We start from the raw sequence: 13,430 nt of genomic DNA, 5'->3' as shown, positions 1-13,430 counted from the left end.
GTTTTTATAGGTTAAAGCTAAATTAAAGTTGGTTATTTTTCAACACCACCGTCTAATCTATCTTGTAATTCATTTAATTCATCCCACTTACCATCTGCAGCTAATTGCGCTTGCGTTGGCCAAGTATCTGTAACGTGATTTCCACGTACACCTGCAATAATTTCAGAAATTTTTGCTGGTGCTTCTTTTGCTAAATCTGCAAATGTAGCAATTCCTGCTTCTACTAATGTAGCAGCAATCTTTGGTCCAATTCCTTCAATTTTCTTTAAATCATCTGCTTTTGCAGCTTTCTTTGGAGCAACTTTTGCAGCTTCAACTTTAGGAGCCTCTACTTTTTCTTCTTTTTTAGGCGCTGCCGCTTTCTTTGTTGCTTTTTTAGCACCAGAAGCTACAACAGATTCTATTTGAATCTCTGTAAAAGATTGTCTGTGTCCGTTTTTCTTTCTGTAACCTTTTCTTCTTTTCTTCTTAAAAACGATTACTTTATCACCTTTTAAGTGACCTAGAATTTTTGCCGTTACTGCGGCTCCTTCTATAGCTGGGGCGCCAATAGTTACGTTACCTTTATCATCAGTTAAAAGAACATTATCAAAAGTTACTTTTGATCCTTCTTCCTCCTGTAAACGGTGTACGTATACTTTTTGGTCTTTTGCTACTTTAAATTGCTGCCCTGCTATCTCTACGATTGCGTACATACTTTTAATTTTGCGTATTTATACTAATTATTAACATTTTATCTTTAAAATGCGGATGCAAATATACGTCTTTTTTTAAAATACAACATGTTATTACCAAAAAATAATCAATTAAAAAACAAGTTGTTATTCCATTTTTAACAAAAAATTAGTTTTTAAATTCTTTATTTTTGAAACCAATAAAAAAATGCTAAAAACACGTAACACAATCGGTTTGTTTGCGTCCAACATACAGCTAACTATTAATTAAACTAACTTTAAATGAAAAAAAGTATTTTGTCCATTGCTACGGCAGTGTTATTGGCTTTTTCTACAAATGCCCAAAAAGTAGATTTTGAAGAGTACAATTTAAGTAACGGAATGCACGTTATTTTGCATAAAGACACCTCTGCGCCTGTTGTTATAACTTCTGTAATGTACCATGTTGGTGCAAAAGACGAACAGCCAGATAGAACAGGAATGGCTCACTTTTTTGAACATCTATTGTTTGAAGGAACAAAAAATATTAAAAAAGGAGATTGGTTTAAAATAGTATCTTCTAATGGAGGTAGAAACAATGCCAACACAACAGATGATAGAACCTATTATTATGAAATTTTTCCTTCAAACAAATTAGAATTAGGTCTTTGGATGGAGTCTGAACGCTTATTGCACCCAATTATAAAACAAGAAGGTGTAGATACCCAAAATGAAGTTGTAAAAGAGGAAAAAAGATTGCGTGTAGACAATCAACCTTACTCGCGTTTTTTAGAATATGTGAAAGAAAATATGTTCAAAAAACACCCTTATAAAGGCACTACAATTGGTAAAATGGCGCATTTAGATGCTGCTACTTTAGATGAGTTTTTGGCCTTTAATAAAAAGTTTTATGTACCTAATAACGCTACTTTAGTTGTTGCAGGTGATATAGATTTTGCCACTACAAAAAAAATGATACAAGATTACTTTGGACCAATACCAAGAGGAGCAGATATTACAAAAAACTTTCCTAAAGAAGATCCTATTACAACAGCAATGACTGCCAAAGGTTATGATCCAAACATTCAAATACCTGCAATTATGGCGGCATACAGAACGCCATCTATGAAAACTAGAGATTCTAGGGTTTTAGATATGATATCTTCTTACCTAAGTTCTGGTAAAAGCTCTGTACTTTACAAAAAATTAGTTGACAACAAAAAAATGGCGCTACAAGCAGGAGCTATAAACTTAAGTCAGGAAGATTATGGTACCTATATTTTATTTGGATTACCACAAGGAGAAACAAAACTTGCAGATATTATTGCCGAAATTGATGAGGAAATTGTAAAAATGCAAAACAATTTAATTTCCGAAAAAGATTATCAAAAATTACAAAATAAGTTCGAAAACAATTTTGTAAACTCAAACTCTAGTGTGGAAGGTATTGCAAACTCTCTTGCACGTTACCATGTGTTATTTGGCGATACTAATTTAATTAATACAGAAATAGATATTTATAGATCTATTACTAGAGAAGACATTAGAGATGTTGCTAAAAAATATCTTAACCCTAACCAGAGATTAACTTTAGAGTATTTGCCTAAAGCGAAGTAAATCAATTAAAATCTAAAATTAATTTCTAACAAAAGAAACCAAATTATGAAAACAAAAATAGCATCACTAATAACACTGTTTTTAATTACCATAAGTGTTAATGCACAAATAGATAGAAGTAAAATGCCAGAACCAGGGCCAGATCCTGTAGTAAAATTAGGCAAACCAACAACCTTTACGCTTAAAAATGGTTTACAGGTAATTCTAGTAGAAAACAACAAACTACCTAGAGCTTCTGCAAGTTTAAATATAGATAATAAACCGTATTTTGAAGGAGAAATAGCAGGTGTTTCTGGAATGATGGGTAGTTTATTAGGACGTGGAACTAGTAACATTACTAAAGATGAATTTAATGAAAAAGTAGATTTTTTAGGAGCAAATGTATCTTTTTATAGTTCTGGTGCATTCGCATCCTCTTTAAAAAAATATTTCCCAGAAATTTTAGGTCTAATGGCAGATGGTGTTAAAAATTCTAAATTTACAAAAGAGGAATTTGATAAAGAAGTACAAATTACATTAGACGGTATAAAATCTAGTGAAAAGAGTGTTACTGCTGCTGCAAGACGTGTAGAAGACGTTTTAACTTATGGTAAAAACCACCCATTTGGAGAATTTACCTCTAAAGAAAGTGTAGAGAGAATTACGTTACAAGATGTTAAAAACAACTACAATACCTATTACAGACCAAACAATGCATATTTAGTTATTGAGGGTGATATTGATGTTAAAGCCACTAAAAAATTAGTGAAATCTTTATTTTCTAATTGGGAAAAAGGAAGTATTCCAGAATACACCATGCCAGCCACTACAAACCCTACTACTGCAGAAATTAATTTTATAAATATGGATAATGCCGTTCAGTCTGAAATTGCAATTATTAATAATATAGATTTAACTCTTGGAGATAAAGATTATTATGCAGCTTTAATGGCAAATAACATTCTTGGTGGTGGTGGTACTGCACGTTTATTTATGAATTTGCGTGAAGACAAAGGCTATACTTATGGATCTTACTCTAGTTTAAGACAAAGTAGACATGCAGGAACTTTTAGAGCAACTGCAAGTGTTAGAAACATGGTTACAGATAGTTCTGTTGTAGAATTACAGAAAGAAATTAATAAAATTAGATACAAAAAAGTTTCTGCAGAAGAATTAGAAAATTCTAAAGAAGAATATATTGGTGGCTTTGTTATGGATGTGCAAAAACCAAGAACTGTAGCTAATTTTGCTTTAAACATTGCGCGTTATAACTTGCCTAAAGATTTTTATGCAAATTACATTAAAAACATAAAAGCAGTTACTTTAGACGATGTGCAAAATGCCGCCATTAAGTATTTTAGAGGAGACAAAGCTAGAATAGTAATAACAGGTAAAGGTATTGAAGTACTTAAAAATCTAGAAAAAACAGATTATGCAATTAAGTATTTTGATAAATATGGAAACGCCACAGAAAAACCAGAAATGACAATGCCAATTCCTGATGGAATGACAGCTGAAACTGTAGTAAATAAATATTTACAAGCTATTGGCGGAAAAGACAAAGTTATGGCTGTTAAAACAACTATGATGGTTGCAAACGCAACTGTACAAGGTACACCTGTTGTTATGACTATGAAAGCTGCGGCTCCTAATAAAACATCTCAAATAGTTTCTGTAATGGGTAATACAATGAGTAAATCTGTTTTTAATGGAGAAAATGGCTACCAAGAAGCCAGAGGTCAAAAAATGAACCTACCTGCAGAACAGGTTGCAAAAGCAAAAGATGGTAATGCTTTATTTAAAGATTTGGCTTACACCGCTGGTAAATTATTAAGAATAGAACCATTAGAAGGTAAAAATGCTATTGTTTTACAATATAAAGACACAGAAGTGTTTTATGATATGGCATCTGGCTTAAAAGTAAAAGAAATAGAAAATACCAAAACTCCTGATGGTAAAGCCGTAAAAACGCCAACTGTTTTTTCTGATTATAAAGCTGTAAAAGGCGTATTATTTCCACATGGAATAGGTGTTAAAATGGGACCAATTAGTTTAGATTTAAAAGTAACTGACCTTAAAGTAAACGAAGGTGTTTCTGATGCAGATTTTGAGTAAATTTTAGCTATTATTGTAATTATAAATAAGAGTCAAAACTTAGGTTTTGGCTCTTTTTTTGCTCTAAAATGTTTTAAATTTTTAAACTTAATACAAAAAACTACTTCTTCTTATTCACCAAATAAACACCCAGTAGAATTATAAAGCCACCTAAAATTTGTAATGGACTTAATTCTTCACCATCTAAAGCGCCCCAAAAAATAGCTACTAAAGGAATTAAATAGGTTACAGAAGAAGAAAATACAGGATCTGAAATTTGTACCAATTTATTATAAATAACCTTTGCCATACCTGTACCTACAATTGATAATATTGCCAAGTACCCTAAAGATTCTATTACTACATTATTATTAAAACGAAATGTTTTAAAGAAATCTGTAAAGCACAAAACTGTAAATGCTGGTACAATTAGCACTAAAAAATTACCAGTTACAATAGAAAGTGCATTTAAATCACTTAAATATTTTTTAACCACATTGGCATTTAAAGCATAACCAATAGAAGCAATAATTATTAATAAGGCGTACCAATAATTTTGTTCTGGATTTAAAACAGCTCCTTGTAAAATTAAAATTAGCGTACCTACCAAACCAATTAAAATTCCGTACAATTGGCTTTTTTTAAAAGCAAAACCAAATAAGGCAGCACCAAAAATTAACGTATTAAAAGGCGTTAAAGAATTTAATATAGAAACTACTGCACTATCTATATTAGTAATGGCAAATGCAAATAAAAAACCAGGTATAAAGGTTGCTGCAAAAGAGGTAAATACAATATACTTGTAATGTTTTTTCTGTATTTTTTTTAGCGATGGAAATGCAAAAGTTAACAGAAAAATTGCTGTAAACAACATTCTTATAGCACCCAATTGTATTGGTGTAACTCCTAAAAGTGCTTTTTTCATTAAAATGAAAGAACTGCCCCAAACTAAGGAAAGTAAAAGCAAATACAACCATTTTTGTTGCTGATTATTCATATAAAACTCATTTACAACTGCAAAAATGCCACTTTTATTAAAATATACGCCTGATTATTAATAAATTTGTAACATAATTTAATTCATAAATACAATGAGAACAAAAAATATATTTTTCGCAATAGCGATAGCATTATTTACCTTGACAGGTTGCAAGGAAAATAAAGAAGTTAAAAAAGAAAAAATAGCTTTGGCTATTTCTGGTATGACTTGTGAAATTGGTTGTGCAAAAACCATACAATCTAAATTATCTAAAAAAGAAGGTATAATAGATGCAAAAGTTGTTTTTACAGATAGTATTGCTAATATAGAATACGATGCCAATACTACCTCTAAAAAAGATTTAATAGCTTTTGTAGATGGTATTGCTGGAGGAGATTTATACAAAGCTTCAGAAATTACAGCTAAAGCAAAATCTTCAAAAAAAGTAGCCCATTCTTGCGCTAATAATTGCAAAGAAAACTGCGATATGAAAAAGGCAGACAAAGCAAAATGTTGTGTTAAAGATGCAGACGGAAAGATGAGTTGTCTAGCAGATTGTAAAATGGCGTGTTGCGCAGACAAAACATCTAAATAATTTCTTTATTTTATTGCATAAAAAAAGCAGGCTTAAAGCCTGCTTTTTTTTGTTTTAAAATACTATTACTTTTATAAACCTGCATTTCTCCAAGCCCAAGCAGAAATATTTACTTGACTACCAGAATCATAAGCATCTGTAGTTGTTGCTGCTACACCATCTATAATCACATTAGATAAAGGACCATTATCTGCCATATCTATGTTAGTATCATAACCTTCTAAAAAAAGATTTGTAATTGTTGCACCAGACTGTTTTTTAAATTGTAATGCAGTTCCACCAGTTGTAGAGATTGCTGTTACATTTACAAACTTAGGATTGTTGTTTTCTTTATCAGCTTCAAAAGCAGTTGAAAAATTTTCTATTGTATGAGAAATATACGTATTTGTTACTGTACCATTCCATCCTTCTGTCCAATCTACAGCATCATCTTCGTTATTTTCTAAATAAAGGTTTGTTACAGATACTGTACCTCCATAAAATTCGATACCATCATCTGCACCATTAATTACTGCTAAATTTTCTATTGTTGTACCAGAACCAACAGCATATAAAGAAACTCCATTATACTCAGAATCTGCATTAATTGCTGCACCTGTACCTTTAATAACTAAGTTTTTAATTGAACCTGAACTATCAGTATCCATTGTACCTCCATAAGTAAAACCACCTACTTCTGCTGTAGAATTAGCTCCAGATGTTGTTGTTGCTTTACCACAAATAGTTAAACCACCCCAATCTCCTGGTTCTGCCCCAGTAGAAGACATTACAACAGGATTAGCCTCTGTACCTTGAATATCTATTTCTCCATCTACTAAAACTGCTAAGTAAACATCTACACCACCAGCTCTAGCACTAATTTTTGTCCCAGCAGGAATTATTAATTTACCACCAGCTTCAACAATATAAGCAGAGCTTAATCTATATTTTTTATCGCTATCTAAAGTTAAAGTTGTACTTAATGTACCACTTAAATCTACTACTTCTGCTAATTCTGCATTTGCCCAAGAAAATAATGAAATATCTACAGTTGCTGGTGCATTATAACTATTAGTTGGGTCTGCTGCAACACCATCTATAATAACATTTGCTAAAGGACCATCATCTGCCATATCAATTGTATCATCATACCCTAATAAAGACAAACCAGTAATTGTTGCTCCTGATTGTTTTTTAAATTGTAAAGCTGTACCACCTACAGAAGAAACTGCTGTTAAGTTTGTTAATTTTGGGTTTCCATTTTCTTTATCAGCTTCAACCACAGTAGAAAAATCTGCTTTGGTATTCACAATGTAAGAATTTGTTACTGTACCATTCCAACCTTCTGTCCAGTCAATTGCATCATCTTCGTTATTTTCTAAGTAAAGATTTGTTACAGATACAGTACCTCCAAAAAATTCTACACCATCATCTGCACCATCTATTACTGCTAAGTTTTCTACAACTGTACTAGAACCTACGGCATAAAAAGAAACTCCATTATATTCAGAATCTGCATTAATTGCTGCTCCTGTACCTCTAATTATTAAGTTTCTTATGATACCAGAACTATCTGAATCTTCTGAACCACCATAAATAAAACCACCTACTTCTGCAGAAGCACCTGCACCTGCTGTAGTAGTTGCTTTACCACATAAAGTTAAACCACCCCAATCTCCTGGGTTACTATTTGTAGATGCCATAATTACTGGGTTAGAGGCAGTACCATTTACATTTATTTTACCACCTTGTAAAACTGCAATATAAATATCTACTCCGCCAGATACAGCACTAATTTGTGTTCCTGCAGGAATGTTAAGTGTTGCGTTATCATCTATAAGAAAAGAACCACTTAATGTGTATGAAGTAGAAGCATCTAATGTGTAATCTTCTTCTAATTTCCCACTCATTATACCATTTTTAAGGTTTTCAATTACAGGAGATTCTTCCTGAATGATTGGTGTTGGTTCATCATTACAACTAGTAAAGGTTAAACCTAAAATTGTTGCAAATAAAAATAATTTAAAATTTTTCATTTTTTTTGTTGTTTTGTTTTGTTTTTTGTTCACGCAAAATTATTATTAAATGTTGTTTTGTTTTTTAACTAAATATTAAGAGATTGTTACTAATGAAAAAAGAAAAAACGCATTTGTTAACTTATTGTTAGCTAACAAAAAAAACGGCCATTAACTTTACTGTTAAAGACCGTTTTAATTCTTTTAAAAAAGAGTAAATTTCATTTTTTATACCTTAAAAAGTATATTTAAAATTTAATGAAATTTGACTACCTTTTTTGTACTCTAATACCGTTGCAGTACTAATTGCTCCCATATTTAAATCTCTTATATCTTGTGTTTGTCTTATTGATGGATTTAATAAATTTCTACCAATAAATCTTGCAGATAATTTTTCTGTTATTTGCTTACTTAATACTAAATCTAAAGTAACAAAACCTTTTTCTATAATTTCTTCATTAAATAATGTATCGCTACTTGCAAAACTTTCTGGATTTCCTAAAGCGAATATTTTATCTGAAGAGTAATTACCTGTTAAAGTTGCCGTAAATTCTTTTTCTTTTTTATCGCTATATGTAAGCGCTCCGTTAATTATAAAATCAGATGCACCTTGTAAAGAAGATTCAGTTTTATTGTTGTATTGAAAATTAACCAATAAATCTTGTTTTAACCACATTTGTGTAATGTTACCTGTTAAGTTTAAAAGATTTTCTTCGTCTTCATTTTCTAAGAAACCAACTCTACCCTCTAATTCTACACCAAAAATGTTTGCTTCTTCACCTGTATTATTAAACTGGAATATACCAGCAGAACCTCTAGTTTGTGCTAGGTTAATTGGGTCTGAAATGTTTTTATAGAAAGCCGTAACTGAGATTAACTCTTCTCTACTAGGAAAAAACTCCCATTTTAAATCTGTATTATATACATTAGATCTTTCTATATCTGGATTTCCTTTTGTTACCCTACCTGTTGGAGACACATATTCAAATGGAGCAAATTCTTTAAATTCTGGTAATGTTTGAGAAATACTAGAGGCAAAACGAATAAAGTTTCTATCATTTAACTCAAATTTTAAATTTAAACTTGGGTTTAAATTATTGTAATCTCTATTTAAAGAACCTGTTCTTCCTTGAAAGTTTGCAACATCCCACTCAACAAAAAATTCATCTCTTTCAAATCTTAACCCAAAATTACCTGTTAGTTTGTTAAAAGCAAAATCAAAATCTGCAAAACCAGCAATTGCATCAAAAGTTCCATTATATCTATCTAATGGTCTTTCTATTAAACGTAAACCATTATTAAAAGCTGTTGTTGTAAAGGTTGATGAAATATCATCTACGGTTGGTACTTGAAAACCGTCTGCATCTACCCCAATAAAAAGAGATCTAAAATTTCTTTCTTTATGCCTATAATTTACACCTAAATTTAAGGTAAAAGGTAAATTATCATCTTCATCTGCTTCTCCTAAAGACCAACTATCTTTTAAAAAGGCATTTACTTCACTATCTTGTATTCTTTGACTTGATTTTCTTTGTTGAAAAGCACTGTTATTTGCATATTGAACAGTTGTATTGTTTAAAATACTAACTTCATTTCTAATTCTATTTGGCTCTTCTGCTAAAATAAAATTATAACCGGCTCCCCAATTTAGCGTATTGTTTTCAAATAACTTATGTTCTCCTAAAGCTTGATTTACAAACATAAGTGTTTGTTTGTAATTCTGGTCTCTAACAAATGCGCCTTCTTCTTGTGGTTCTTGTTCGAACACAAAACCAACACCATTTCTACCTTGCTCGAACAAATAATCTACACTTTTAGCAACAAAAAGAGAGTTTAATTTAATTTTATGATTATCATTTAATCTTAAGCCTAAATTTGCGTAACCACTTGTATTTACATTAGAACTATAAACTTCTACATCAGAAAAAATTTGTTCTATAATATTTGCTCTTGCCAATTGAAATATCCCTGTTTGATAGTTATAATTCTTAGAATGAGAGGCAGTTGCAAAAACAGATAACTCTTTTCCTAAAACTTCAAATTTTCGACCTCCAGAAATAGAAATACTGTAATTAGCTGGGGTGTTCTGAGTATTTGTATCCCAACCTTGTCTTGTTACTAAATCTTGTACAGCAAATTGTTTTTGATGAAAACCCAAAGTAACATCATCTGTAATAATTGTTCTTCTAAAATTACCAAACTGATCGATAACATTTGTATTAGAACCACCAGAAACACTTATAGAAAATTGTTTTTTTGTATATCCTTTGGTTTCTACATTTACATTACCAGAAGCTTGGTCTAAATAATTAGATGCTGCATACGTTTTACTGATACCAACATTTTGAATAATATTGGTAGAAAATAAACTTAAATTAATGTTTTTATTATCAACATTGTCAGAAGGAATTGGTAAACCATTCATTGTGGTAGATAAATACCTATCTCCTAAACCCCTAACATAAATATCTCCTGTTCCTTCACTTTTACTAACTCCAGATATTTTAGTGGTTGCACTAGAAGCATTAGAAACACCTGTTTTGGCTAGTCTTTCTGCTCCAATACTTTCTACAATTATTGTTGCCTTTTTCTGTTTTAGTAATAAAGCAGATTCTTTATCTTTACTTGAAGAAGACCTTACGATAACCTCATCTAAACCAACACCTTCTTCTGCAGCCATTACCTGGTTTATAGTAAGAACTTCTCCTGCTGCAATTGTAATAGATTTGTTAATAGTCTTATATCCTAAAAAACTAAAAGATATTGTATGCGTTCCTGCAGGTACTTTAATATTGTATAAACCATCAAAATCTGTAGTTGCACCAATGGTGGTACCCTTAATAAAAACGTTTACAAATGGCAAAGGCTCATTATTAGTCTCTTTATCAGTTAATAAACCCTTAATTGTTCCTTTTTCTTGTGCTACTAAAACTTGTGTTAAAGTTATAAGAGCAATAAATAAAAATTTCTTCATTATTATGTGTTATTTACGAATGCAAAAGTCTATTAGTTTTGTAAAGTCTCTGTTAGTTGTAAATTATGCTTCTGTTATAAAGGTGTTAATATAATGTTAACAAACTTTTTTTTATGTTAATTTAATATTTCTTTAAGTTATTATTTGTTCAAAAAAAAATCATTATTTTCGACCAATTTTAAGTTGATATCATAACGTTAAGATAACGTAACCATGTAGTTGACTTTTTTAACTTTGTGATACAAAATTTTTTAAATAAAAATGGGCGATATATATATTTTAATGCTGGTTGCATTAGCCGTTTTAGCTGTTGTAGACTTAGTAGTTGGTGTTAGTAATGATGCCGTTAACTTTTTAAATTCTGCTATAGGTTCTAAAGCAATTTCAGTAAAAAAAATAATGATTATTGCCAGTGTAGGTGTATTTTTTGGAGCAGTAACTTCTAGTGGAATGATGGAAGTTGCCAGAAAAGGTATTTTTAACCCAAACATGTTTGTTTTTCAAGATGTTATGTACATTTTTATGGCGGTTATGATTACAGATATCTTACTCTTAGATATTTTTAACTCTCTAGGAATGCCAACCTCTACTACGGTTTCTATTGTTTTTGAATTACTAGGTGCTGCAGTTGTAATTGCACTTATTAAAATTACCAATAATGATGCTGAAAGTATTGCTGCAATTTGGAATTATATTAATTATGATACTGCAACAGATATTATTTTAGGTATTTTACTCTCTGTACTTGTTGCGTTTTCCGTTGGTGCTATTGTGCAATATTTTTCTAGATTAATTTATTCTTTTAATTTTGAAAGTAGGCCCAATTATATTAATGCCCTATTTGGTGGTTTTGCCATTACAGCGATTACTTATTTTATTATAATTAAAGGTTTAAAAGGAACCGATTTTTACAGTAGTATTAAAGGCATTTTAGAAGGAAATACCATACAAATTATTGCAATTAGCTTTCTTATATGGACTGCTTTATCTGGTGTTCTAATTCGGTTTTTAAAACTAAATATCTTAGTTTTAATTATTGGTGTAGGTACATTTTCTTTAGCAATGGCATTTGCAGGTAACGACTTGGTAAATTTTATTGGTGTACCAATTGCTGCTTTAAATTCTTATGAAGCTTGGAGCGCTTCTGGTGTAGATGCTACTCTTTTTTCTATGGGAAGTTTGGCTAAAAAAGTACCTTCTAACATTTGGTTATTACTTTTAGCTGGTGCTATTATGGTTACCACCTTATGGACGTCTTCTAAAGCACAAAACGTAATAAAAACGGGTATAGATTTATCTAGACAAGGAGAAGGGCATGAAAAATTTAAAGCAAACAATGTCTCTAGAATAACAGTGCGTTTTGCAATGTTATTAAACAACATTATTAATACAATAATACCTGCAAAAACACAAGCCTACATAAATTCTAAATTTGAAAAACCCGTATTAAAACTGCCACAAGACAAAACCTATGAAATGCCTGCTTTTGATTTGGTAAGGGCGTCTGTTAACCTTATTATGGCTAGTGTTTTAATTTCTATAGCTACTTCTATGAAATTGCCGCTTTCTACAACCTATGTTACTTTTATGGTAGCTATGGGTACTTCTTTGGCAGATAGAGCTTGGGGACGTGAAAGCGCTGTATACAGAGTTGCTGGGGTATTAAATGTTATTGGTGGTTGGTTTTTAACAGCAATTATTGCTTTTGTTGCAGCAGGTACAATTGCCTATTTTATTAGCTTACATGTGGCTACAATTCCTGTTTTATTACTTTTAGTAGCTTTTCTTATTGGAAGAAATACGTTAAAACACAGAAAACAGAAAAACGAAGTTAAGAAGAAAGATTACATAGAAAGAGCAGAATTAATTACCATAAATGGCGTAATTGAAGAAAGCGCAGATCATATTTCTGGAGTTGCAGAAAGAATTGACAAATTATACACCAATGTTGTTAATGATTTGGCTAATCATGATTTAAACAAACTACGCAAAACAGACAAACACGTAGCCAAACTTAATACAGAAATAGACGATCTAAAAGACAACGTATTTTATTTTATTAAATCTCTAGATGAAACCTCTGTGCAGGCAAGTCGTTTTTATATTATGGTTTTAGGGTATTTACAAGATGTTGCACAATCTATAAGTTATATTTCTAGAGCAAGTTACAAACACGTTCACAACAATCATAAAAACTTAAAAAAAGGGCAATTAAAAGACTTAAAAGCTATTGATATAGAGTTTTCTTCTTTACTTTCTAAAATAGATACTACCTTTAAAAATAGATCTTTTGACGATTTAAATTCAATAATTATAGAAAAAAGAGAACTATTAAAACATGTTTCTAAATCTGTAGAAAAACAAATTGCAAGAATTAGAACAGATGAAACATCACCAAAAAATACAACCTTATATTTTAGTGTTTTATTAGAAACTAAAGATTTGGTAGGTGCTTTAATTAGTCTTTTACAAACTTATGAAGAGTTTCATTTAACAACTAAAAATTAATTACTGCACGAGTTAAGCATACCTATTTTATACCACA

Annotated in this window: 8 protein-coding genes; 4 read left to right on the top strand and 4 right to left on the bottom strand. The window is 30.8% G+C overall.

Annotation, left to right across the window (positions count from 1 at the left end; genetic code table 11):
* Window positions 1-32: 32 nt before the first annotated feature.
* Window positions 33-695 (bottom strand): 50S ribosomal protein L21, encoded by a 663-nt coding sequence (gene rplU / locus Q0762_RS12550; RefSeq protein WP_298767254.1) that lies wholly within the window; start codon window positions 693-695, stop codon window positions 33-35.
* A gap of 261 nt (window positions 696-956) precedes the next feature.
* On the opposite strand from rplU, the gene Q0762_RS12545 reads away from it, so the two are divergent.
* On the top strand, window positions 957-2,270 hold the full coding sequence (locus Q0762_RS12545) for a pitrilysin family protein (RefSeq protein WP_298767253.1): 1,314 nt from the start codon (window positions 957-959) through the stop codon (window positions 2,268-2,270).
* A 45-nt stretch (window positions 2,271-2,315) separates the two neighbouring features.
* Entirely contained in the window at window positions 2,316-4,364 is a 2,049-nt protein-coding gene (locus Q0762_RS12540; RefSeq protein WP_298767252.1) for a pitrilysin family protein, read from the top strand.
* A gap of 100 nt (window positions 4,365-4,464) precedes the next feature.
* Here Q0762_RS12540 and Q0762_RS12535 read toward each other — a convergent pair whose 3' ends face one another.
* Window positions 4,465-5,340, bottom strand: coding sequence for a DMT family transporter (locus Q0762_RS12535; protein WP_298767251.1), 876 nt, complete (start codon window positions 5,338-5,340; stop codon window positions 4,465-4,467).
* A gap of 94 nt (window positions 5,341-5,434) precedes the next feature.
* On the opposite strand from Q0762_RS12535, the gene Q0762_RS12530 reads away from it, so the two are divergent.
* Entirely contained in the window at window positions 5,435-5,917 is a 483-nt protein-coding gene (locus Q0762_RS12530; protein ID WP_298767250.1) for a heavy metal-associated domain-containing protein, read from the top strand.
* Between the two features lie 71 nt (window positions 5,918-5,988).
* Here the strand turns inward: Q0762_RS12530 and Q0762_RS12525 are convergent, their stop codons facing one another.
* Entirely contained in the window at window positions 5,989-7,932 is a 1,944-nt protein-coding gene (locus tag Q0762_RS12525) for a hypothetical protein (RefSeq protein WP_298767249.1), read from the bottom strand.
* 214 nt (window positions 7,933-8,146) lie between these two features.
* Window positions 8,147-10,885 (bottom strand): TonB-dependent receptor, encoded by a 2,739-nt coding sequence (locus Q0762_RS12520; RefSeq protein WP_298767248.1) that lies wholly within the window; start codon window positions 10,883-10,885, stop codon window positions 8,147-8,149.
* A 261-nt stretch (window positions 10,886-11,146) separates the two neighbouring features.
* Here Q0762_RS12520 and Q0762_RS12515 point away from each other — a divergent pair, with 261 nt between their 5' ends.
* Window positions 11,147-13,393, top strand: a complete 2,247-nt coding sequence (locus Q0762_RS12515; protein ID WP_298767247.1) for an inorganic phosphate transporter — start codon at window positions 11,147-11,149, stop codon at window positions 13,391-13,393.
* Window positions 13,394-13,430 lie beyond the last annotated feature (37 nt).

The sequence above is a fragment of the uncultured Polaribacter sp. genome (assembly GCF_947495205.1).
GTDB lineage: Bacteria > Bacteroidota > Bacteroidia > Flavobacteriales > Flavobacteriaceae > Polaribacter.
This window is presented reverse-complemented; position numbering and strand designations above follow the sequence as displayed.

Excerpts from the sequence above, each read along its gene's own strand:
- Q0762_RS12535 (WP_298767251.1), bottom strand. The coding sequence starts at position 5,340 with ATGAATAATCAGCAACAAAAATGGTTGTATTTGCTTTTACTTTCCTTA.
- Q0762_RS12515 (WP_298767247.1), top strand. The coding sequence starts at position 11,147 with ATGGGCGATATATATATTTTAATGCTGGTTGCATTAGCCGTTTTAGCT.
- rplU (WP_298767254.1), bottom strand. The coding sequence starts at position 695 with ATGTACGCAATCGTAGAGATAGCAGGGCAGCAATTTAAAGTAGCAAAA.
- Q0762_RS12545 (WP_298767253.1), top strand. The coding sequence starts at position 957 with ATGAAAAAAAGTATTTTGTCCATTGCTACGGCAGTGTTATTGGCTTTT.
- Q0762_RS12540 (WP_298767252.1), top strand. The coding sequence starts at position 2,316 with ATGAAAACAAAAATAGCATCACTAATAACACTGTTTTTAATTACCATA.
- Q0762_RS12530 (WP_298767250.1), top strand. The coding sequence starts at position 5,435 with ATGAGAACAAAAAATATATTTTTCGCAATAGCGATAGCATTATTTACC.
- Q0762_RS12525 (WP_298767249.1), bottom strand. The coding sequence starts at position 7,932 with ATGAAAAATTTTAAATTATTTTTATTTGCAACAATTTTAGGTTTAACC.
- Q0762_RS12520 (WP_298767248.1), bottom strand. The coding sequence starts at position 10,885 with ATGAAGAAATTTTTATTTATTGCTCTTATAACTTTAACACAAGTTTTA.